This is a genomic window from Amycolatopsis sp. A133 (assembly GCF_031082405.1).
Lineage (GTDB): Bacteria > Actinomycetota > Actinomycetes > Mycobacteriales > Pseudonocardiaceae > Amycolatopsis.
In genome coordinates, this window is record NZ_JAVHJU010000001.1 from 44,947 (window position 1) to 66,806 (window position 21,860).

A 21,860-nucleotide genomic window follows, 5' to 3' on the forward strand; every position below is an offset into this window, starting at 1 on the left:
CATCACCAGCGGTAGTGCGCGAAGGCCCGGTTGGACTCGGCCATCTTGTGCGTGTCCTCGCGACGCTTCACCGAGGCACCGAGGCCGTTCGAAGCGTCCAGGAGCTCGTTCTGCAGGCGCTCGATCATCGTCTTCTCGCGGCGAGCCTGCGAGAAGGAGACCAGCCAGCGCAGCGCCAGCGTCGTGGAGCGGCCCGGCTTGACCTCGATCGGCACCTGGTAGGTGGCGCCACCGACGCGGCGGCTCTTCACCTCGATGGTGGGCTTCACGTTGTCGAGGGCGCGCTTCAGCGTGACGACCGGGTCGGTGCCCGTCTTCTCGCGAGCGCCTTCGAGCGCGCCGTACACGATGCGCTCGGCCAGGGACCGCTTCCCGTCCTTCAGCACCTTGTTCACCAGCTGGGTGACCAGCGGGGAGGCGTAGACGGGGTCGGAGATCAGCGGCCGCTTCGGGGCCGGACCCTTGCGGGGCATTAGCTCTTCTCCTTCTTCGCGCCGTACCGGCTGCGCGCCTGCTTGCGGTTCTTGACACCCTGGGTGTCGAGCGAACCGCGGATGATCTTGTAACGGACACCCGGAAGGTCCTTCACACGACCACCACGCACGAGCACCATCGAGTGCTCCTGCAGGTTGTGGCCCTCACCGGGGATGTAAGCGGTGACCTCGATGCCGCTGGTCAGCTTCACACGCGCGACCTTGCGAAGCGCCGAGTTCGGCTTCTTGGGGGTCGTGGTGTACACGCGAGTGCACACGCCACGCCGCTGCGGGCTCCCCTTGAGGGCCGCGGTCTTCTGCTTGGCAGCCTTGTCCTGGCGGCCCTTGCGGACCAGCTGCTGGATCGTGGGCAATGGACCAGCTTCCTGTCGTGATCTGCTTCTTCGTGTCTTCACCGGCCCCCGCGGTCGGGCGTGTCGGCCCGCGTCACGGTCTCGCGACCGGTAACTTCCCGGAGGGATTTCCGTCGGAACCCCGACCTGCCGAAGCCGGTGACCGGGTGCCTGAGCACCCCGCCCATGCGCACGGCACGCGGAGCGGCCCGACGCATGCCGGGCACGGTCTCCAAAGATACCCGCCCGGGTCCGGGAGGAACGCGGCGGGGGGTCTGTAGGTCGGCGAACCTCCAGCGTACCTCTCAACGCCCGCCGACCGCGGCACATTCCACGCCTCGGGTCGCGGGGCCGATCACCCGGCGCCGGCGCGACCGGCGCGGCGCGGTTTCACCGTCGCGAACGGCTCGTCCGGGACGCCAGAGGCCCCCGATGACTCGTTCGCGGCACCGGAACCTGCCGCCGGTAGCCGGCGAACCGGGCTCAGTCCTCGTCCGGCTTCGCGTGGTCCGGCTTGCCCGGGTTGGGGTCGCGGGACAGGTCGATCAGCGGGTGCACGCCGGCGCCCTCCGGGGCGGCGTGGCTGCCCGTCGGCTTCGGTTCGTCGACGGGCCGTCCGGCCCCTTCGGTGCTGGTCATCACACACTCCTCGCGCGTTGTCCCCGGCTTCCCTCTCCGCCGAAACCTACCCATTACCCGGTCAGGTGACGCAGTGGGATCGGATCGGCCGTTCCGTGCGTCACAGTGCGGTCGAAGCGTCACGATGGGTGGACGAGCACAGGGAGGGGCAGGCATGTCGGCCGAGTTCGAGCACCTGGTGGCCGAGTTCGAGCGGTTCCAGGCGGGCGTCCGCAGCGCCGACGACCGGTTCGCCGGGCTGGGCGCGATGCAGCAGCAGCTGACCGAGCTGCGCGCGAGCGCGGCGTCGCCGGACGGGGGCGTCACCGTGGTCACCGGGCCGGGCGGGGCCGTCCTGGACGTCAAGTTCACCGAGGCCGCGCTGGCCAAGGGCCCGCACGCCCTCTCGGCCACGCTGCTGGCGACGCTGCGGGAGGCCGTCGGCGAGGCGGCGCGGCGGCAGGCCGTCATCGTCGAGGAGAACATGGGCGACGACCTCGGCCTGGTCGACCAGGTCCTCGAGACGCAGGCCGTGGCGTTCGGAACCACCGTCGAAGAACTGCGGTCGAAGCTGGCGGAAGAGCGGCCGCGCGCGGCCGAGGACTTCTCGGAGCAGCGGGTGCTGCGCCCGGCCGACCCGCCGGCGGCACCACCCGCGCCGAGCCCCTCGGCGGGCGACCGCTTCCTGCGGAACCTGTTCGACGAGGAGGACTGATGCCCGACGGAGCCGGCGGTTACCGGGTTCGGGTGGATGCGCTGCACGAGTACGCCGGCGACCTGGGCAAGTACCGGGAGCAGGGCGCGAAGATCACGGAAAAGGTGGCCCAGGCCGACGTCGGCGACAAGTCGTGGGGCGTGGTCGGCGTCTTCACCAAGGGCGGCTACGACGACACCCTGCGCGAGCTGCACTCCCTGCTGGCGTCGATCGCGGACGGGCTGGCTTCGGCGCAGGCCAAGCTGACCGACGCGGCGAACGTCTACCAAGGCGTCGAGGACGACCACAAGACCTTCTTCGGCCAGGTCGAGCTTCTGCTCGACGGCCCGGGCGAGCAGAAGCACTGAGGGGGCCGCCATGGCAGAGGTCGAAGACGTCGCGAGCGGGATCACCGTCAAGCCGGACGACCCGGAGACGGTGCTCGGGGTCAACGTCGGCAACGCGGTCAAGGCGACGCCGTTCGCCGGAGGCGCCGTCACCGCCGGCAAGGACGCGGTCTCGGTGACGAAGGCGGTGTTCGCGCCGCAGCCCGACGGCGCGGACATCACGCTCGCGCTCGGTTCGCTCGCGACCGACACGGCGAGCTTCATCCAGTCGAGCGCGAGCACCTTGACCGACATCGCCACCGACCCGCTCGGCTGGCTGGTCGGGCAGGGGCTGAACTTCCTGGTCAACGCCGTCCAGCCGATCCAGGACGCGATCCACTTCGTCAGCGGCGACGGACCGGCGCTGGGCATCGCCGCGGAAAACTTCGGGGCGATCGCCACCGGGCTGGACCAGCTGGCGAAGAACTTCGCCGAGGTCGCCGACGAGTCGTTGAAGGACTGGGAGGGCGACGCGAGCAACGCGGCGAAAACCGCGCTGGGCGAGTTCGCGCACGGCATCGAGGGCGTCGCCGGCCGGTCCGGCGACCTGGCGCGGATGCTGCAGCTCAACAGCATGCTGATGAGCTTCGCCGAGGACCTGATCAAGGCCATCCTGACCGAGTTCGTGACCTGGCTGATCCTGCTGTGGGTGCCGGCCCTGGCCGCCGCGGTGCCGACGTGCGGCGCTTCGCTCTCGGCCGCCGCCCCGGTGACCGAGGTCAAGGCGGCCCAGACGACCGCGAAGACCACGCAGAAGGTGAACAAGCTGCGCGAGCTCCTGCAGAAGGTCCTCGACTGGCTCCGGAAGCTGCAGCAGAAGTTCGCCTCGACGACGCTCGGCAAGTCGCTCACGAAGATCGCGAAGGAGAACGAGGGCAAGGACCTCCTCCAGAAAGCCGTCGGCGACAAGGGCATGATCGGCAAGCGCTGGGCGAAGGCCTTCGAGAACCCGGTGCTCGACGCCGCGGGCAAGATCGACTACCGGAAGACGATGCTGAAGGCCGGCGCCGTCGAAGCCCTGAAGAAGGGCGGCGAAGCGGCGGTCAAGGGCGTGCTGGGCTACCACCCGGCCAACCCCGGCGACAACCCGGCCAAGACGGTGAACGACCACCTCGGCAAGCTCAACAGCCACGTCAAGAACGCGAAGAAGGCGAGCGGCTACGACGGGACGGGCCGCGACCAGTCCGTCGAAGAGACCCGCGAAGACCTGGACTTCTGACGATGCAGACGCTCTTCACGATCGGCCTGCTCGTGGTCGTCGCCGCGGTGGCCGGCGCGATCTGGTGGCGGTCGCAGCGGAAGTCCGCGGCGAGCCGCGCAGGGCACTGGTTCAAGGCGTTCGCGGCGGAGCGGGGCGGCACGTTCGGCAGCGGCGACGGCGGCCCGGCTCCTTCCTTCGGCGTGTTTCACCCGACCGGGCGGCCGCTGGCGGGCGCGCCGGACGACCCGTGGGTCGAGTTCCGCCTCGGCGACCGGCCGGTGCTCGGGATCGACACGCGGGAGTCCTACCGGCACTTCGACGACCACACGTACTTCCGCGACCTCCACGTCACCCAGGTGCGCGTGCCGCCGGGCCCGGAGCTGCGGATCGTCCCGGGCCGTCCGGTGATGATGCCGACGCTCCCGCCGGACGCCACGCTCGACGCCGAGCTGGCCCGCTGGCTGGCGGCGAACCCGCGGTTCGGGCAGCGGGAAGTCGTGGTCGAGAACGGCGCCGCCCGCACGTGGGGCCCGGGCTGCGCGACGCGGCAGAACCTCACGGCCGAAGCGCGGTACCTGGCCGACCTGGCCGACCACCTCCCCGCGGCGCTGTGGGATTGACGCTGTGGAATTGACGCTGTGGAACCTCAGCGGCGGCGCGTCGTGAGGTGGGTCAAGCCCGCCGAAAGCGCGAAGACGAGCCCGAGACCGACGACGTAGGGCCCGGCGAGCAGGGCGAACCCCGCGCCGATGTTGGCGTCGGGCTGATCGGAGGTGGCCCGGAAGCCGATCGCACCCACCGACAGCAGGACGGCCCCCGCCGTGATCAGCACGACGGCGACCACGGTGAGGCGCTTGGTGACGGGCGTCATACCTTCATGGTGCCCGGGGCGGCGGGGATCCGCTGAACGGCCGCCCGCGGTCGGAACGAGGGCAGGAGCTTGCCCGGCGCCCATCAGCAACGCGCGGCCGCGGCGCCGGGAGATTTGCCGGCAACGACCCGGCTACCTGCCGTTACGGGGCACCAGCAGCGCCAGCGGGAGCAGGGCCAGCACCCCGCCGACCACCGCGACCAGCGCGTACCCGCCGCCCGCGAACAGGGCCCCCGAGCCCAGCCCGGCCAGTGCGGACGCCGACCAGACGACCGCGTCGACGGTGCCCTGCACCCGGCTGCGCGTCTCCGGGGCGAGGTCCCGGCTGAGCTGCGCGCTGCCGCCGACGAACACCAGGTTCCAGCCGTACCCCAGCAGGAACAACGCCACCGGCAGGCCGGACGTGTGCGCCGTCGGGGCCGCGAGCGCGGTCGCCGTCGCCAGTGCCAGTACCCCGAGCCCCGCGTTGACCGTCACGGCCGGGCCCCAGCGGTCGGCGATCCGGCCGGACAGCGGCGCCAGCGCGAACATGCCGATCATGTGCGCGCTCAGCACCCACCCGACCGCATCGAGGCCGTGCCCGTGGCTCTGCAGCTGCAACGGCGTCATGGTCATCACCGCGACCATCGCCAGCTGCGCGGCGACCATCGTGGCCAGCGGCCGCACGACGGCGGGCGAGCGGACCGGGCCGCGCACCGCCGCGGTCACCGGCGGCCGCGGCGGCGGGATGTCCCGCGGCAGGACGGCCGCCGCCGCCACCGCCCCCGCCGTGGCCAGCACCGCGATCGCGATCGGCCCCGACAGCGGCGGCCAGCCGAAGCCGGTCACGACGTGCGCCGCCGGTGCCATGAGCGCCGGGCCGGCGAGCGCGCCGACCGTCCCGGCCCAGACGACGGTGGCCAGCGCGCGGCCCCGGCGTTCCTGCGGGTACAGGTCCGCGGCGAGGTAGCGGGACAGCTGGGCACCGCCGTTGCCGACGCCGACCAGCAGGATGCCCAGCAGCAGCGGCACGATCGACGTCGCCAGCGCGCCCGCGAACGCGACCAGCGCGCCGGCCGCCGCGACGCCGTACCCGGTCACCAGGACGCGGCGGCTGCCGTGGACCGGCAGCAGCAGTCCCGCGGCGAGCGCGCCGCCCGCGGTGCCGAGCACGCTCGCGACGCTCGGCAGCCCGCTCCAGGCCGCCCCGCTGCCCGCGGCGACGATCAGCGTGGCCGCGGTGGTCAACCCGACCATGGCCGTGTTGAGCAGTGCGACGCCGGCGAACAACGCCCCCATGGACCGGGTCCGGCCGGTCACCGTCGAAGTCCCCATGACCAGCAACTTTAGGGAGCTCCGGGCCCGATCCGAAGGGACGATGAACGGGATTTCGCTCGCCCGGCCTGCGCTTCGGAAGGAAGATGGGGCCCATGACCTTCCGTTCGGAAAAGGCGCTGGACGACGTCGACTGGCGGCTGCTGGAGCTGCTGCAGGCCGACGGGCGGCTCTCGTTCAAAGAGCTCGGCCGCCGCATCAACCTGTCGGCGCCCGCGGTGGCCGAGCGGGTGCGGCGGCTCGAAGAGACCGGCGTGATCACCGGGTACCGCGCCCAGGTCGACGCGCGGCGCGCGGGCCAGCCGCTGCAGGCGTTCGTCGAGATGCGGTGCGCGCTCAGCAGCTGCCTGCTGAAGACGTCGAAGTCCGAGGACTACCCGGAGGTCGTGGAGATCCACCGGCTGAGCGGCGACCACTGCACGATGCTGAAGATCCGGGCAGCCTCGCTCGAGCACTTCGAAGGCCTGCTGGAGCGGCTGGGCAAGCACGGCGAGCTGCGGTCGTCGGTGGTGCTTTCGACGCAGTTCGAAGGGCGGCCGGTGCAGCCGCCGTCCGACGACTTCCTGCGCGCGACGACCCCGGAAGGCTGGTCGTGACCCGAAGGGCGGCTGAGTTCCGGGCGCCCGGCTGCTAGACGAGAGGGATGCCGATCTTCCCTCGCCGGGTGCGCGCGCTCGCCGTCACCCTCACCGCCATGGCCGGCCTCGCCGTCCCCGCCACGGCGGAGGCCGGCACCCCCGCCGGCTTCGTCGCGCTCTCCGATGTCGCACCGTCGATCCTGCAGGACATCCGCTACGACACGCGGCACAACTTCGTCGGCCGCCGCATCGACGGGTACCGCCGTCCCCTGTGCCTCCTGACCCGGCCGGCCGCCGAAGGCCTGCGGAAGGCGCAGGGGCAGCTGGTCAAGCTCGGGTACACGCTCAAGGTCTACGACTGCTACCGGCCGCAGCGCGCCGTCGACCACTTCGTGCGGTGGGCGAAGGACCTCGCGGACGAGAAGATGAAGGCGGAGTTCTACCCGAACGTCGCCAAGGACCGGCTCTTCGCCGACGGGTACATCGCCGAGAAGTCCGGGCACAGCCGCGGCAGCACCATGGACCTCACCCTCGTCCGCATCCCGCCGCCGTTCCAGCGGTCCTACGTCCCGGGCGAGCCGCTCGAGCCGTGCTTCGCGCCGCGGGACCAGCGCTTCCCCGACAACACCGTCGACATGGGCACCGGCTACGACTGCTTCGACCCGCTCGCCCACACCGACAACCCGGCGATCACCGGCGTCGCCCGGCAGAACCGCGACCTGCTGCGCTCGACGATGAGCGCGGCGGGCTTCCGCAACCTGCCCGAGGAGTGGTGGCACTTCACGCTGAACGGCGAACCCTTCCCGGACACCTACTTCGACTTCCCGGTGTCGCGCCGCAGCGTCCGCTGAAACCGGAAAGCGCCCCGGTCCACTGTGGACCGGGGCGCTTCGCTGCGAGCGTCAGGCGGAGCGACGGCGACGGCGGGCGCCGAACACCAGGCCACCGCCGAGGGCCAGTGCGGTCAGCGCGAGCGCGCCCAGCCCGAGCGCCTCGACGCCGGTGCTGGCCAGCCCGGAGCCGCTGCTCTGGCCGCCGCCGGTGCCACCGGCCGCGCCGGTCGTCGACGTCGGAGCGCCCGCGGTGCAGTCCGCGGGGTTGACCGGCACGACCGGGAGCGGTGCTTCGCCCTCTTCGGCGTCGATCCGCCACACGCGGTGGTTCTCCGGCGGGCCCCAGACGTCGATCCGCACCGGGTTCTCGTACTTGATCTTCCAGCCCGTGGCCGGCAGCAGGACCAGCCGGTAGTCCGGTCCCGGCGCGACGTCGCGGAACTCGAAGTGGCCCTGGGCGTCGGTGGTCCGCTCCCCGGCGACCGGGCAGTGCCGATCGGACACCAGCACGACCTTGACCCCGGCGAGGCCCTGCTTCACCTGGCCCTGGTCGTCGAAGACGCCGATGTTGCCCTCGACGACGGCCTTGGCGCCCGGGACCGACGCCTGGGCGCGGGCCTGCGCGTGGTTGTCGATGTCGACCTCGGGGTAGCCGAAGTCGCAGGAGGCCACCACGATCCCGCGGTTGAACGCGGCCTGCGGGACAGCCTCCGACACGTCGAACACGCGGGTCTCCCCCGGGGCGATCGTCACGCCGTTGCCGGCGAGGTCACCCCAGCCCGGGGTCCGGCCGCTCAGGATGTACGCGTCGCCGATGCGGTTGCACTCGGCCACGATGCCGGTGAGCGGGAGCTTGCCGGAGTTGGTCAGCGTCACGGTGACGTGCGCGAGTTCGCCGACCTGGTAGCTGTCCTTCGCGAACACCATCGACGCCTTGAGCGCGCCGTTCAGCGGTGCCGCGCCGCGCAGGTCCAGCGGCGTGTTCTCCCCGATCCGGACGGTTCGCCACGGGAACAGCCAGCCGTCGACCACTTCGCCGCCGAGGTAGTACTCCGCGGCCGGGACCTTGAAGGTCAGGTTGCCCTTGTCGTCGCTCGTCGCGGTGTACGTGACGTCGCCGTGGACGTACCGGAGAGTGAGTTTGATCCCGGCCAGCTCTTCGCCGCGGTCGCGAACGCCGTTGCCGTTCTTGTCGCCGTAGACGATGCCCGACGCCTCGCCGGAGGCCGGCGTGACCTTCGCCGGCTCGTCGAACTGGCCGATGCCGAAGTGGGAATCGTCGAACACGACACCCCGGACGTGCACGGTGTCCTTGCTGATGTCCCGGATGTGCCCGGTCATCGCCAGCTCGAACGTCTGCCCCGGCTCGAGTTCGATCCCCCGCCCGTAGGTCAGGTCACCCCAGCCCGGCTCGTACGCGACCTGCAGGTCGGTCGGCTGGTCGATGTGCTGGGAGACCCAGACCCCGGTCGCGGTGACGTCGCCGGTGTTCTTCAGCTGGAACGTGAAGCGGACGTCCTCGTTGGACGCGTACTCGCCCTTCAGACCAACGATCGAGACGGTGACCTGCGCGCGTTGCGCGGAATCGGTCTGCGGCTGCGCCGCGGGCTTGCTTTCGGGCGCGCTCGAAACCGGCGCGGACGATGTCGGCGCAGCGGAACTGGCCGGCGCCTCCGATGTGGACGGCGCGGCTGAGGCCGGCGTCGGCTCTTCCGCTCCAGCCGGGACGGTGAACGCGCTGGTCAGCGCGGCCGCGGCCGCGAGCACGGCGAAACACCGCGCGATGGGTCTCGCGCTTCTGGATTTGTTCACGAACAGTCACCCCTGAATACCCGTTGGAAACGCGCAAAGCCCCCGAACCGCGTGAACCGGGATGCTCTAGCGAGATTCAGGAGGGGTGAATACCCGATTGAGTGAAATTTGGGAAACGGGAAAGGCCCCCGCCGGACACCCGGCGAGGGCCTTTCCCGTAGTTCGGCTTCGTCAGCGGAAGTCGCGGCCGAAGTCGTAGTCGTCCAGCGGAACCGCGGCACCGGTACCCGTACCGAACACGTCCGGGGTGTAGTAACCGTCGTCGTAGGACGGGATCGCGTACGCCGCGACCCGGGCCTCCTCGGTCGGCTGCACCTGGATGTTGCGGTACTTGTTGATGCCCGTACCGGCCGGGATCAGCTTACCGATGATCACGTTCTCCTTGAGGCCCACGAGCTTGTCCGAGCGGCCGTTGATCGCCGCGTCGGTCAGGACTCGCGTGGTCTCCTGGAACGACGCCGCCGACAGCCACGAGTCCGTGGTGAGCGACGCCTTCGTGATCCCCATCAGCACCGGACGGCCCGAAGCCGGCTCGCCGCCCTCGGCGACCGAGGCCCGGTTCGTCGCCTCGAACTTCGTCCGCTCGGGCAGCTCGCCCGGCAGGAAGTCCGTGCCACCGGAGTCGATGACCGTCACCCGGCGCAGCATCTGCCGGACGATGACCTCGATGTGCTTGTCGTGGATCGACACACCCTGCGCCCGGTACACCTTCTGGACCTCGTCCACCAGGTGGATCTGCGCCTCGCGCGGCCCCATGACCCGCAGGACCTCGTGCGGGTCCGGCGTGCCCTCGAGCAGCTGCTGACCGACGTGGACGTGGTCACCGTCGCCCAGCGGGCCGTTCGGGGTGTTCGCGAGCCGCTGCCGCTTGGACAGCTTGTCGAAGACGATCTCCTCGCCCCCGTCGTCCGGGATGAGGGTGATCTTCCAGAACCGCTCGCTCTCCTCGATCCGCACGCGGCCGTCGACGTCGGCGATGGGCGCCTTGCCCTTCGGGACGCGGGCCTCGAACAGCTCCTGGACACGCGGCAGACCGGTCGTGATGTCGTCACCGGCCACACCACCCTGGTGGAACGTACGCATCGTCAGCTGCGTACCCGGCTCACCGATCGACTGGGCCGCGACGATACCCACGGCCTCGCCGACGTCGACGAGCAGACCGGTCGCCATCGAGCGGCCGTAGCAGGTCGCGCAGATACCGACGACCGACTCGCAGGTCAGCACCGAGCGGACCTTGACCTTCGCGATGCCGCTGGAGATCAGCTTGTCGATGGCCGGGTCGCCGATGTCGTCACCGGCGTTCAGCACGACGTTGCCCTTGGCGTCCACCGCGTCCGTCGCGAGGTTCCGCGCGTACACGGAGGTCTCGACGTGCTGGTCGCGCAGGACCTTGCCGTCGCCGATGTCCTCGCCGATCGGCATCATGATGCCGCGGGTGGTGCCGCAGTCGGTCTCGCGGACGATGACGTCCTGCGAGACGTCCACCAGACGCCGGGTCAGGTAACCCGAGTCGGCGGTACGGAGCGCCGTGTCCGCCAGGCCCTTCCGGGCACCGTGCGTCGCGATGAAGTACTCCGCCACCGACAGGCCCTCACGGAAGTTGGCCTTGATCGGACGCGGGATGTACTCACCCTTCGGGTTCGACACCAGGCCACGCATCCCGGCCAGCGACCGGACCTGCGTCATGTTGCCCGCCGCACCCGACTTCACGATCACCGCGATCGGGTTGTCGTCCGGCAGCGCCGTCTCCATGATCTTGTGGACCTCTTCGGTGGCCTGCGTCCACACCTTGACGAGCTCGTTGTTCCGCTCGGCGTGCGACAGCTGACCACGCTGGTAGCGCTTCTCCACCTGGGAGGCCTTGCCCTCGTACTCGTCGAGGATGGCCTTCTTGCCCACCGGGGTGAGCACGTCCGAGATGGCGATGGTGACACCCGACCGGGTCGCCCAGTAGAAGCCGGCGTCCTTGAGCCGGTCCAGGGTCTGCGCGACCTGGGTCATCGAGTACCGCTCGGCGAGGTCGTTCACGATCGCGGCCTGCCGCTTCTTCGGCATCGGCTCGTTGATGAACGGGTAGTCCGCCGGCAGCAGCTCGTTGAACAGCACGCGGCCCAGGGTGGTCTCGGCCAGCCACGCCTTGCCCGGCTCCCAGCCCTTCTCCGCGAGCCGCGCCTCGTCGGCCTTCGCCGGCTGACGGTCGGTGATGCGGATCTTGACCGGCGCGTGCAGGCTCAGCGCCTTGCGGTCGTACGCCATGATGGCCTCGGCCGGCGACGAGTACGCGTTGCCCGCGCCCTCGGCCGTCTCGGTGAGGCGGGTCAGGTGGAACAGACCCGTCACCATGTCCAGCCGCGGCATGGCGAGCGGACGGCCCGACGCCGGCGACAGGATGTTGTTCGCCGACAGCATCAGGATCCGGGCCTCGGCCTGCGCCTCGGCCGACAGCGGCAGGTGCACCGCCATCTGGTCACCGTCGAAGTCCGCGTTGAACGCTTCGCAGACCAGCGGGTGCAGCTGGATGGCCTTGCCCTCGACCAGCTGCGGCTCGAAGGCCTGGATGCCGAGGCGGTGCAGGGTCGGCGCGCGGTTCAGCATCACCGGGTGACCGGTGATGACCTCTTCCAGCACGTCCCACACCTGCGGCCGCGAGCGCTCCACCATCCGCTTGGCGGACTTGATGTTCTGCGCGTGGTTCAGGTCGACCAGCCGCTTCATGACGAACGGCTTGAACAGCTCGAGCGCCATGTCCTTCGGCAGACCGCACTGGTGCAGCTTCAGCTGCGGGCCGACGATGATGACCGAACGGCCCGAGTAGTCGACGCGCTTGCCGAGCAGGTTCTGGCGGAACCGGCCCTGCTTGCCCTTGAGCAGGTCGGACAGCGACTTCAGCGGCCGGTTGCCCGGGCCGGTGACCGGACGCCCGCGGCGGCCGTTGTCGAACAGCGCGTCGACGGCCTCCTGCAGCATCCGCTTCTCGTTGTTGACGATGATCTCGGGCGCGCCGAGGTCGATCAGCCGCTTGAGGCGGTTGTTCCGGTTGATGACCCGGCGGTACAGGTCGTTCAGGTCCGACGTCGCGAACCGGCCACCGTCGAGCTGCACCATCGGGCGCAGGTCCGGCGGGATCACCGGGACGGCGTCGAGCACCATGCCGCGCGGGTCGTTGCCGGTGGCCTGGAAGGCCGCGACGACCTTGAGCCGCTTCAGCGCGCGGAGCTTCTTCTGCCCCTTGCCGTTGCGGATGGTGTCGCGCAGGTTGTCGGCCTCCGCGGCGACGTCGAACTCGGCGGCCAGCTTCTGGATGGCCTCCGCGCCCATGCCGCCGGTGAAGTACTCGCCGTAGCGGTCGACGAGCTCGCGGTAGAGCAGCTCGTCGGCGATCAGCTGGCGGGTGTCGAGCTTCGTGAAGGTCGTCCAGACCTCCTCGAGGCGGTCCAGCTCGCGGCCGGCGCGGTCGCGCAGCTGGCGCATCTCGCGCTCGCCGCCCTCCTTGACCTTGCGGCGGACGTCGGACTTGGCGCCCTCCGCCTCCAGCGCGGCCAGGTCGGCTTCGAGCTTCTGCGCGCGGGCTTCGATGTCCGCGTCCCGCTTGGTCTCGAGGTTCTTGCGCTCGACGCCGATCTCGTTCTCGAGGGTCGGCAGGTCGTTGTGGCGCAGCTCCGTGTTCACGCCCGTGATGACGTAAGCAGCGAAGTAGATGATCTTCTCGAGGTCCTTCGGCGCCAGGTCCAGCAGGTAGCCCAGGCGGGACGGAACACCCTTGAAGTACCAGATGTGGGTGACCGGGGCGGCCAGCTCGATGTGGCCCATCCGCTCGCGGCGCACCTTGGCGCGGGTCACCTCGACGCCGCAGCGCTCACAGATGATGCCCTTGAAGCGGACGCGCTTGTACTTGCCGCAGTAGCACTCCCAGTCCCGGGTCGGACCGAAGATCTTCTCGCAGAAGAGGCCGTCCTTCTCGGGCTTGAGCGTCCGGTAGTTGATGGTCTCCGGCTTCTTGACCTCGCCGTACGACCACTGACGGATGTCGTCGGCCGTGGCGAGACCAATGCGGAGCTCATCGAAGAAGTTGACGTCCAGCACGTCTAGATCCCCTTGGGGTTGTTTCGGCTAGAGGGGGTTGGCGGGCGAGCCGGGACCCACGGGAGGCAGGTCCCGGCTCAGCTCGCGATCAGTGCACGACGTCGTCCACCGAGGGCGACTCGTTGCGGGACAGGTTGATGCCGAGGTTGGCCGCGGCGCGCTCGAGGTCCTCGTCGTCGGAGTCGCGCATCTCGATCGAGGAGCCGTCGCTCGAAAGCACCTCGACGTTGAGGCACAGCGACTGAAGCTCCTTGAGGAGCACCTTGAACGACTCCGGGATGCCCGGCTCGGGGATGTTCTCGCCCTTGACGATGGCCTCGTACACCTTGACGCGGCCGACCACGTCGTCCGACTTGATCGTCAGCAGCTCCTGCAGCGTGTAGGCGGCGCCGTACGCCTGCATCGCCCAGCACTCCATCTCACCGAAGCGCTGGCCACCGAACTGCGCCTTACCACCCAGCGGCTGCTGCGTGATCATCGAGTACGGACCGGTGGAGCGGGCGTGGATCTTGTCGTCGACCAGGTGGTGCAGCTTCAGGATGTACATGTAGCCGACCGCGACCGGGTACGGGTACGGCTCGCCGGAGCGGCCGTCGAACAGGTTGGCCTTGCCGTTCTCCTTGACCATCCGCTCGCCGTCGCGGTTCGGCTTGGTCGCGCTGAGCAGCCCGGTGAGCTCCTCCTCCTTCGCGCCGTCGAACACCGGGGTGGCGGTGTTCGTGCCCGGCGCGACGTCGCGGAGCTCGGGCGAAAGGTTCTTCGCCCAGTCCGGGTCGCCCTCGATCGTCCAGCCCTGCGACGCCAGCCAGCCCAGGTGCAGCTCGAGGATCTGGCCGATGTTCATCCGTCGCGGCACACCGTGGGTGTTCAGGATGATGTCGACGGGCGTGCCGTCCTCCATGAACGGCATGTCCTCGACCGGCAGGATCTTGCCGATGACACCCTTGTTCCCGTGCCGGCCGGCGAGCTTGTCGCCCGGCTGGATCTTGCGCTTCTGGGCCACGTAGACGCGGACCAGCTCGTTGACGCCCGGGGGCAGCTCGTCGTCGTCCTCGCGCGAGAACACGCGGATGCCGATGACCTTGCCGGTCTCGCCGTGCGGCACCTTCAGGGAGGTGTCGCGGACCTCGCGGGCCTTCTCGCCGAAGATCGCGCGGAGCAGGCGCTCCTCCGGGGTCAGCTCGGTCTCGCCCTTCGGCGTGACCTTGCCGACCAGGATGTCGCCGTCGCGGACCTCGGCACCGATCCGGATGATGCCGCGCTCGTCGAGGTCGGCCAGCACCTCCTCGGAGACGTTCGGGATGTCCCGGGTGATCTCCTCGGCGCCCAGCTTCGTGTCGCGGGCGTCGATCTCGTGCTCCTCGATGTGGATCGACGTCAGCACGTCGTCCTGCACCAGGCGCTCCGAGAGGATGATCGCGTCCTCGTAGTTGTGGCCCTCCCACGGCATGACCGCGACCAGCAGGTTCTTGCCGAGCGCCACCTCACCGTTTTCGGTGGACGGGCCGTCGGCGATGACCTGGCCGGCTTCGATCCGGTCGCCCTCGTTGACGATCGGGCGGTGGTTGAAGCACGTGCCGTGGTTCGAGCGGCGGAACTTGTAGAGGCTGTAGCTCTTCCGCGTCCCGTCGTCGTGCATGACCGTGATCAGGTCGGCGGAGAGCTCCTCCACCACGCCCGACTGCTCGGCCACCAGCATGTCGCCGGAGTCGATCGCGGCCCGCAGCTCCACACCGGTGCCGACGTACGGCGCCTGGCTGCGCAGCAGCGGCACGGCCTGACGCTGCATGTTCGCGCCCATCAGCGCGCGGTTCGCGTCGTCGTGCTCGAGGAACGGGATCATCGCCGTCGCGATCGAGACCATCTGCCGCGGCGAGACGTCCATGTAGTCGACGTCGAGCGGGTCGATCAGCTCGACCTCGCCGCCCTTCCGGCGGACCAGGACACGGTCCTCGACGAAGGTGCCGTCGTCGGAGATCGGCGCGTTGGCCTGGGCCTTGACGAACCGGTCTTCCTCGTCCGCGGTCAGGTAGTCGACCTGGTCGGTGACCCGGCCCTCGACGACCTTGCGGTACGGCGTCTCGATGAAGCCGAACGGGTTGACCCGCGCGTACGAGCACAGCGAGCCGATCAGGCCGATGTTCGGGCCTTCCGGCGTCTCGATCGGGCACATCCGGCCGTAGTGCGACGGGTGGACGTCGCGGACCTCCATGCCGGCGCGCTCACGCGACAGACCACCCGGGCCCAGCGCGTTGAGGCGGCGCTTGTGGGTCAGGCCGTCGATCGGGTTCGTCTGCTGCATGAACTGCGACAGCTGCGAGGTGCCGAAGAACTCCTTGATCGCCGCGCCGATCGGGCGGATGTTGATCAGGGTCTGCGGGGTGATCGCCTCGACGTCCTGCGTGGTCATGCGCTCGCGGACGACGCGCTCGGTGCGGGACAGGCCGACCCGGATCTGGTTCTGGATCAGCTCGCCGACGGTGCGGATGCGACGGTTGCCGAAGTGGTCGATGTCGTCGGTCTCGACCGGGATCTCGGTGCCGTTCGCCGCGGTCATCTTGTCCTCGCCGGCGTGCAGCCGGACCAGGTACTCGATGATCGTGACGATGTCCTCTTCGGTCAGCGTCCCGTTCGGGACCGGCGTCGACAGGCCGAGCTTCTTGTTGACCTTGTACCGGCCGACCTTCGCCAGGTCGTAGCGCTTCGCCTTGAAGAACAGGTTCTCCAGCAGGGTCTGCGCGCTCTCCTTCGTGGGCGGTTCGCCCGGGCGGAGCTTGCGGTAGATGTCGAGCAGCGCCTCGTCGGTGCCGGCGGTGTGGTCCTTCTCGAGGGTGGCGAGCAGCGTCTCCGAGAAGGAGAAGCGCTCGCGGATCGCCTCGGTGGTCCAGCCGAGCGCCTTCAGCAGCACGGTGACGGGCTGGCGGCGCTTGCGGTCGATGCGGACGCCGACGGTGTCGCGCTTGTCGACGTCGAACTCCAGCCAGGCACCCCGGCTCGGGATGACCCGGACGCTGAAGACGTCCTTGTCGCTGGTCTTGTCGATGTCCTTGGAGTAGTAGACGCCCGGCGAGCGGACCAGCTGGGACACCACGACACGCTCGGTGCCGTTGATGACGAAGGTGCCCTTGTCGGTCATCACCGGGAAGTCGCCCAGGAAGACCGTCTGGCTCTTGATCTCGCCCGTGTTGTTGTTGACGAACTCCGCCGTGACGAACAGCGGGGCCGCGTACGTCATGTCCTTGTCCTTGCACTCCTCGATCGAGGCCTTGACCTCGTCGAAGCGCGGAGCGGAGAAGGACAGGGACATCGAACCGGAGAAGTCTTCGATCGGGGAGATCTCGTTGAGGACCTCTTCGAGGCCGCCGACCGGGTTCTCTTCACCTTCCTCGACACGGCGCTGGAACCACGCTTCGTCCCCGGTGAACCACTGGAACGACTGGATCTGGACGTCGAGCAGGTTGGGGGTGTTCAGGGGTTCGCGAATCTTTGCGAAGGAAACCCGCTTGGGCGCGCCGGGGATTCCCGTGGCCTCCGAGCGAGATTCAGCCGAGGTGGTCGCAGCAGTGGCCTGGTTCGCGGGAGAGACTGCCAAGATGCGTCCTTCCGGGGACAATGAGCGGTGACGGCCGCCATAGCAACAGCTATGAGCGACTGTCAAGGGTGCCGTGTGCCCACTATCCTAACTACCGGCTCCGGGCAGCCTGAAAGAGGGCAGCGCAAAGAGACAGTCTAGCCCGAACGTCGCGGCTTGTCCAGGGGGCGCTCCCGATGGGGCCCAGCCTGCCTCGCAACGTCTTCAGGTATGCCTCCAGGCGACCCGGTGGGTCCCTCCCGCAAGGGCCCCGGTTTCGCCGTCGGGAGTAAGCGTGACCCCACCGGCGCTTCCAGTCAAGATGCCACACGGGGGTCCCGCCGGTTGGCGCAGCGTGGAAGAGGTTCAGCGGAGCGTGAGCGGCCGGATATCATTCCAGCTACCAGCCGGTAACGCCACTCTCAGGGGTTCTACCTGGGGTTTCTCGGCCGCGGTGGGGTATGGCGAGGGCCACGGCGGGCGGGTGGTTTTTTCCGGAACCGGGGTCGTTGGGGGGTGGGTCGGAGAGCGCTTACGGAGCCGGGGACGGGCCTGGCGGTGAGGATGGTGGCCGGCCTGGCGGAGCCGCGCCAGGCGGCACGAGAGCGCCGATGGGGGCCGCACTGGGAGACACCGCCGCCGCGGCACCAGGGTGGCACGAAGCCGGCGGCGGTGGCCGCACGCGCTCGCTCACTGCATCCCGCGAGGCACCCGGCCGCCGGCCAGCAGGAGGCCGGCGGCAGTAGCCGCACCCGCTCGCTCGCCACATCCCGCGACGCACCCGGCCGCCAGCCGGCACGAGACCGGCAGCAGTAACCGCACGCGCTCGCTTGCCGCATCCCGGCGAGGCACCCGGCCGCCAGCCGGCAGGAGGCCGGCGGCAGTAGCCGCACGCGCTCGCTTGCCGCATCCCGGCGAGGCACCCGGCCGCCAGCCAGCAGGAGGCCGGCGGCAGTAACCGCACCCGCTCGCTCCCCGGCGTCCCGCGAGGCACCCGGCCGCCACGGCACAGCGCGGCGGAAGCAGCGAGGCGGACGGCACCCCCGCCCGGCAACTCCGCTCACCCGCCAGTCACCCAGCCGGGCACGTCCAACACCGGGGCGCCACCCAACGACGCCACGGCGGTCCGGGCCCGTCGTGCCGCGCCGCCCTCCACTGCGGCGGGACCACGCTTCGTGCCCGCTTCGTCACACGAGACCCGTCATCGATCGGCCACGGCACCCAACCGCCCGGCGATCACCGGTCCCACGCACTGCACCGTCCTACGAGAACACCTTCCACGCCGCCGCCAGCTCGACCCGGGAGGTGATGTTCATCTTCTGGAACACCTTCTTCAGGTGGAACGCCACCGTGTGCCGGGAGATGAACAGCTGCCTGCCCACCTCGTTGTTGGTGTGACCTTGACTCACCAGCTCCGCGACCGCGAACTCCGTGTTCGTCAGCCCGTGCGGCACGGTGCCTTCGCACTCGACCGTCCGGGTCGTGCCGCGGCGGACGCCGTACTCGCGGAGCTTGTTCACCACCCGGGCGGAGTCGCGCGTGGCGCCCACCGCCGCGTACGTGTCCAAGACCGACTCGAGGATGCGGATCGTCCGGTCGCGCTCGGAGCACCGGACGGCCAGCAGGCTCGCCAGGTCCTCGCGCGCCGAGGCCGCGCACCACCGGTCGGGGTGGATGTCGGCCGCCTCGTGCAGCTTGGCGGCGTCCTGCTCCAGCAGGCCCGCCGCGTGCAGGGCCGATCCGCGGATCACGCTGAACTCCGGCTGCTCGGCCGCCATGGCCGCCGACTCCTCCGCCGAAACCTTCGCCAGGTCGTGCGCGCCCAGTTTGACGCAGGCGCGGACCAGCCAGGAGGCCGCTGCCGGTTCCGAAACCAGCAGCTGGCGCAGGACCACCGGGTTCGTGACGATGCCGGCGATGAGGCTCGCCGCGCTGTCCACCCCGCTGCGGGCCTCCACCGCCTGCGCGGCCACCCACGCTCCCGGGGCCTGCCCGAAATACCCCAGCAGCGCCTCGTCCGACAGTTTGTCGACGAAATGGCGGCACGCCCGCATATCCGCCCGGCGCAGCGCACCGAGGGCCAGCACGACGTAACTGGGCGGCCGGAGGCTCCGGTCACCACACCGCTCGGCGATGCGGAGCCCCGTGCTGATTTCGTCCATCGCGTCGTCGACGCTGCCCATGGCGAACAGCAGGCTGCCCCGCACGTTGTGCTTCACGGCGGTCATGCGGTCGGAGGCTGCCCCGCCCCGGCCCGCTTCGACCGCGTCGAGCACCCGGCGGCCCGCATCGAGGTCCCGGGCCTTGATGAGCAGCCCGACGTACCAGAATTGGGCCAGCTGGCCGAGTTCGTCGGGCTGCTGCCGGTTACTCGCGGCCGCCGCCCTGGCGCAGTGCAACCCCGCGTCGAGCCGCCCGTTGAACCACGACGAGGCGGAGCGGCGGAGAAAACCAGCGGTATCGCACGACCGCTGCATCAAATCGTCACCGAATCCGGCGAACGGATTCTGGGGCATTTGCAAGTTTGGTACGTCCAACATCGATCGACTATCCCCCAGGCATAGACGAAGCGGAATCGATTTCTCGGCGCGCCGAAACCCAGCGGATTTCTCCAACACTGGACGTGAACGGCGCATCCCCGCAGGGGACTTTTCCCTAAGGTAGTGCGCGCCGCGTTAAATAAGTGTTCGCGCGGAGCGCGGAATAATCGGTCAACGCGTGGCGACACCCCAGCAGGCGCGAAAGGAGCGCGCCACCACAACCTCCCCAGGTTGACATGTGAAAGATTCACAGCTTGCTCCCCCACAGTAGCTCCGACCCCACCCTTCGTCATCGGTCATGTGATGCCGATCACACCCGGCAAAGTGCGCAAAACGCGGCGATAACCTTGTCTGACAAGGGAATTCGATGCTACGCCCAGGTTCGAATCATCCGGCTGGCCTAGCGGGGCAAACGGTTAGTAGTCAACAAACCATACGGTCGGTGGATGTTCACGGTAACGGCGGCCGGAAAATTTCGCAGACCAGCAGGTCCACCGGTGATTACCCGGAAACCGCCGCTGCCGATCCCGCCGGCCGCAAAGGAGAACGGTCGCGCATTCAGCCCAGCCCGTTCGGCGCTTCGGCGGACAAGTGCAGCAACGCCCGCGCGGCCAGGCGGTAACCGAAGGCGCCGAGGCCGATCACCAGCCCGCTCGCCAGCGGGGCGATGACCGACTCGTGCCGGAACTGCTCGCGCGCCCACACGTTGCTGAGGTGCACCTCGATCCACGGCGGTTCGTAGCTGGCGAGCGCGTCGCGCAGGCTCCAGCCGGCGATCATCAGCGCGCCGGGGTTGACGATGGCGCCGACCGTGCTGTCTCGGTGCTCGTGGATCGCGCCGACCAGCTCACCTTCGCCGTCGCGCTGGATCGACACGACCTCCCACCCGCGGGGACGCACCTCATCGGCGACCGCCTTCTCGATGTCGGCGAGCGTGTCGGTGCCGTAGATCTCCGGCTCGCGCCGGCCCAGCACACCCAGGTTGGGACCGTTCAGGAGAAGGACGTCGGGCACGGGGAACACCTCAATCAGCAGGGGGGCCGGACCACCTCATGCTGTCGACGCCGTCCGCGGCGCACCACCCCAACGTTGATAGTTGCGCCCGCCAGACCTATCAGACCGAGGGATGCCTGCCCGGCCGCGCGGAACCTAGGCTCCGCGCTGAGGCTTATCCGGCGACTCGGGAATGGAGTTCCTCCGCAGTGACGACCAACGTGACCGAGAACGCACCCAGCAACGAATCGCTGCGCTCGCCGCTCCCCCCGGAGTTCGTCCGGCGCGAAGACCCCTTCCACGTGCCGCCCGCACTGGTGGCCGTGGCGCAGCGGGGCCCCGTCGCCCGGGCGACGCTGGCCGCCGGCGACCCGTTCTGGCTCGTGTCCGGGTACGAGGAGGCGCGCGCGGTGCTGTCGGACCCGCGGTTCTCCTCCGACCGGTTCCAGTACCACCCCCGGTTCAAGGAGCTGTCGCCCGAGTTCCGGGAGCGCCTGCGCGACGACAAGGCGCGCGCCGGCTCGTTCATCAACATGGACCCGCCGGAGCACACGCGGTACCGCAAGCTGCTCACCGGGCAGTTCACCGTCCGCCGGATCCGCGAGCTCGGCGCCCGGATCGACAAGATCGTCGCCGGGCGGGTGGACGCCATGCTGGCCGGCGGGACCACCGCCGACCTGATGACCGAGTTCGCGTTTCCCGCGCCCTCGCTGATGATCTGCGAGCTGCTCGGGGTGCGCTACGAGGACCGGGCGGAGTTCCAGCAACGCGCGTCGGCCCTGCTGCAGATGAACGCACCGGTCGCGGAGGCGGTGAAGAACGCCGACGCCCTGCGCGCGTTCATGCAGGAGCTGGTCACGGACAAGCGAAAGCACCCGGCAGGCGACATCATCTCCGGCCTGATCCACCACGCCGACGCCGATCCGGCGCTCACCGACGACGAGCTGATCAACATCGCCAACCTGCTGCTCATCGCCGGCTACGACACCACCGCGAGCATGCTGGGGCTGGGCATCTTCGTGCTGCTGCAGCGCCCGGAGCAGCTCGCCATCCTGCGCGACAACCCGGACCGCATCGCCGACGCCGTCGAGGAGATGCTGCGCTACCTGTCGGTCGTGAACCCGGGGATCTTCCGGTTCGCCAAAGAAGATCTGGAGTTCGGCGGCGAGCACATCCCGGCCGGCTCGACGGTGGTGGTCTCCGTGGTGGCCACCAACCGCGACGAGCGGCAATGGCCCGACCCCGACCTGGACCTGACCCGCCCCCGCGGTCCCCACCTGGCCTTCGGCCACGGCGTGCACCAGTGCCTCGGCCAGCAGCTGGCCCGGATGGAGATGCAGGCGGGCTACGCGGAGCTGCTGCGCCGCCTGCCCGGCCTCCGGCTCGCCGTACCGCCGGAGGAGGTGCCCCTGCGCAACGACATGCTGACCTACGGGGTGCACTCGCTGCCGGTGGCCTGGGACGCCCCCTAGAGGTATTTCGCCAGACGCAGGAGGCCCGGACTGTCCCGAGACGGTCCGGGCCTTTCGCGTGTCCGGAG

Annotated in this window: 17 protein-coding genes; 7 read left to right on the plus strand and 10 right to left on the minus strand. The window is 69.7% G+C overall.

Annotated elements, in window-relative coordinates; all coding sequences use genetic code 11:
* Positions 1-2: 2 nt before the first annotated feature.
* From rpsG to Q5425_RS00290, 3 genes are all read right to left on the minus strand, one after another.
* On the minus strand, positions 3-473 hold the full coding sequence (gene rpsG / locus Q5425_RS00280) for a 30S ribosomal protein S7 (protein WP_003102106.1): 471 nt from the start codon (positions 471-473) through the stop codon (positions 3-5).
* A complete protein-coding gene (gene rpsL / locus Q5425_RS00285) occupies positions 473-847 on the minus strand; it encodes a 30S ribosomal protein S12 (protein WP_003102113.1) in 375 nt (124 codons plus the stop codon). Before rpsL ends, rpsG begins: the two co-directional genes overlap by 1 nt.
* 462 nt (positions 848-1,309) lie before the next feature.
* Complete coding sequence (locus Q5425_RS00290; RefSeq protein WP_308669978.1) at positions 1,310-1,465, minus strand: hypothetical protein; 156 nt, start codon at positions 1,463-1,465, stop codon at positions 1,310-1,312.
* Between the two features lie 154 nt (positions 1,466-1,619).
* On the opposite strand from Q5425_RS00290, the gene Q5425_RS00295 reads away from it, so the two are divergent.
* Genes Q5425_RS00295 through Q5425_RS00310 form a run of 4 tightly spaced genes read left to right on the plus strand, consistent with a single transcriptional unit; the run spans position 1,620 to position 4,345 of the window.
* A complete protein-coding gene (locus Q5425_RS00295; RefSeq protein WP_308669979.1) occupies positions 1,620-2,159 on the plus strand; it encodes a YbaB/EbfC family nucleoid-associated protein in 540 nt (179 codons plus the stop codon).
* Positions 2,159-2,506: a hypothetical protein gene (locus tag Q5425_RS00300; RefSeq protein ID WP_308669980.1), complete on the plus strand. Its 348-nt coding sequence runs from the start codon at positions 2,159-2,161 to the stop codon at positions 2,504-2,506. The genes Q5425_RS00295 and Q5425_RS00300 overlap by 1 nt, the downstream gene beginning before the upstream one ends.
* A gap of 10 nt (positions 2,507-2,516) precedes the next feature.
* Positions 2,517-3,743, plus strand: a complete 1,227-nt coding sequence (locus tag Q5425_RS00305) for a hypothetical protein (RefSeq protein WP_308669981.1) — start codon at positions 2,517-2,519, stop codon at positions 3,741-3,743.
* Positions 3,744-3,745: 2 nt separating this feature from the next.
* Positions 3,746-4,345, plus strand: coding sequence for a hypothetical protein (locus Q5425_RS00310; protein ID WP_308669982.1), 600 nt, complete (start codon positions 3,746-3,748; stop codon positions 4,343-4,345).
* A gap of 26 nt (positions 4,346-4,371) precedes the next feature.
* Here Q5425_RS00310 and Q5425_RS00315 read toward each other — a convergent pair whose 3' ends face one another.
* Together Q5425_RS00315 and Q5425_RS00320 are read right to left on the minus strand one after the other, a co-directional pair.
* A complete protein-coding gene (locus Q5425_RS00315; protein WP_308669983.1) occupies positions 4,372-4,596 on the minus strand; it encodes a hypothetical protein in 225 nt (74 codons plus the stop codon).
* Between the two features lie 132 nt (positions 4,597-4,728).
* Positions 4,729-5,910 (minus strand): MFS transporter, encoded by a 1,182-nt coding sequence (locus tag Q5425_RS00320; protein WP_308669984.1) that lies wholly within the window; start codon positions 5,908-5,910, stop codon positions 4,729-4,731.
* Positions 5,911-6,005: 95 nt separating this feature from the next.
* On the opposite strand from Q5425_RS00320, the gene Q5425_RS00325 reads away from it, so the two are divergent.
* Together Q5425_RS00325 and Q5425_RS00330 are read left to right on the plus strand one after the other, a co-directional pair.
* Positions 6,006-6,506: an Lrp/AsnC family transcriptional regulator gene (locus Q5425_RS00325; RefSeq protein ID WP_308669985.1), complete on the plus strand. Its 501-nt coding sequence runs from the start codon at positions 6,006-6,008 to the stop codon at positions 6,504-6,506.
* Between the two features lie 47 nt (positions 6,507-6,553).
* A complete protein-coding gene (locus Q5425_RS00330; RefSeq protein WP_308669986.1) occupies positions 6,554-7,339 on the plus strand; it encodes a M15 family metallopeptidase in 786 nt (261 codons plus the stop codon).
* A 51-nt stretch (positions 7,340-7,390) separates the two neighbouring features.
* Here the strand turns inward: Q5425_RS00330 and Q5425_RS00335 are convergent, their stop codons facing one another.
* The 5 genes from Q5425_RS00335 to Q5425_RS00355 form a co-directional block, all read right to left on the minus strand.
* Complete coding sequence (locus Q5425_RS00335) at positions 7,391-9,133, minus strand: hypothetical protein (RefSeq protein ID WP_308669988.1); 1,743 nt, start codon at positions 9,131-9,133, stop codon at positions 7,391-7,393.
* A gap of 171 nt (positions 9,134-9,304) precedes the next feature.
* The gene (locus tag Q5425_RS00340) at positions 9,305-13,216 is read right to left on the minus strand and encodes a DNA-directed RNA polymerase subunit beta' (RefSeq protein ID WP_308669989.1); all 3,912 of its coding nucleotides are present in this window, start codon (positions 13,214-13,216) and stop codon (positions 9,305-9,307) included.
* A gap of 88 nt (positions 13,217-13,304) precedes the next feature.
* A complete protein-coding gene (locus Q5425_RS00345) occupies positions 13,305-16,808 on the minus strand; it encodes a DNA-directed RNA polymerase subunit beta (RefSeq protein WP_308669990.1) in 3,504 nt (1,167 codons plus the stop codon).
* A gap of 1,241 nt (positions 16,809-18,049) precedes the next feature.
* The gene (locus Q5425_RS00350) at positions 18,050-19,303 is read right to left on the minus strand and encodes a helix-turn-helix transcriptional regulator (protein WP_308669991.1); all 1,254 of its coding nucleotides are present in this window, start codon (positions 19,301-19,303) and stop codon (positions 18,050-18,052) included.
* Positions 19,304-19,885: 582 nt separating this feature from the next.
* Entirely contained in the window at positions 19,886-20,341 is a 456-nt protein-coding gene (locus tag Q5425_RS00355; RefSeq protein WP_308669992.1) for a type II 3-dehydroquinate dehydratase, read from the minus strand.
* A 188-nt stretch (positions 20,342-20,529) separates the two neighbouring features.
* Between Q5425_RS00355 and Q5425_RS00360 the strand changes: the two genes are divergently transcribed.
* The gene (locus Q5425_RS00360) at positions 20,530-21,792 is read left to right on the plus strand and encodes a cytochrome P450 (RefSeq protein WP_308669993.1); all 1,263 of its coding nucleotides are present in this window, start codon (positions 20,530-20,532) and stop codon (positions 21,790-21,792) included.
* Positions 21,793-21,860 lie beyond the last annotated feature (68 nt).

What these genes read in the sequence shown, in the direction of transcription:
- rpsG (WP_003102106.1), bottom strand. Translation starts at nt 473, where the DNA reads ATGCCCCGCAAGGGTCCGGCCCCGAAGCGGCCGCTGATCTCCGACCCC.
- Q5425_RS00290 (WP_308669978.1), bottom strand. Translation starts at nt 1,465, where the DNA reads ATGACCAGCACCGAAGGGGCCGGACGGCCCGTCGACGAACCGAAGCCG.
- Q5425_RS00295 (WP_308669979.1), top strand. Translation starts at nt 1,620, where the DNA reads ATGTCGGCCGAGTTCGAGCACCTGGTGGCCGAGTTCGAGCGGTTCCAG.
- Q5425_RS00300 (WP_308669980.1), top strand. Translation starts at nt 2,159, where the DNA reads ATGCCCGACGGAGCCGGCGGTTACCGGGTTCGGGTGGATGCGCTGCAC.
- Q5425_RS00305 (WP_308669981.1), top strand. Translation starts at nt 2,517, where the DNA reads ATGGCAGAGGTCGAAGACGTCGCGAGCGGGATCACCGTCAAGCCGGAC.
- Q5425_RS00310 (WP_308669982.1), top strand. Translation starts at nt 3,746, where the DNA reads ATGCAGACGCTCTTCACGATCGGCCTGCTCGTGGTCGTCGCCGCGGTG.
- Q5425_RS00315 (WP_308669983.1), bottom strand. Translation starts at nt 4,596, where the DNA reads ATGACGCCCGTCACCAAGCGCCTCACCGTGGTCGCCGTCGTGCTGATC.
- Q5425_RS00320 (WP_308669984.1), bottom strand. Translation starts at nt 5,910, where the DNA reads ATGGGGACTTCGACGGTGACCGGCCGGACCCGGTCCATGGGGGCGTTG.
- Q5425_RS00325 (WP_308669985.1), top strand. Translation starts at nt 6,006, where the DNA reads ATGACCTTCCGTTCGGAAAAGGCGCTGGACGACGTCGACTGGCGGCTG.
- Q5425_RS00330 (WP_308669986.1), top strand. Translation starts at nt 6,554, where the DNA reads ATGCCGATCTTCCCTCGCCGGGTGCGCGCGCTCGCCGTCACCCTCACC.
- Q5425_RS00350 (WP_308669991.1), bottom strand. Translation starts at nt 19,303, where the DNA reads ATGCCCCAGAATCCGTTCGCCGGATTCGGTGACGATTTGATGCAGCGG.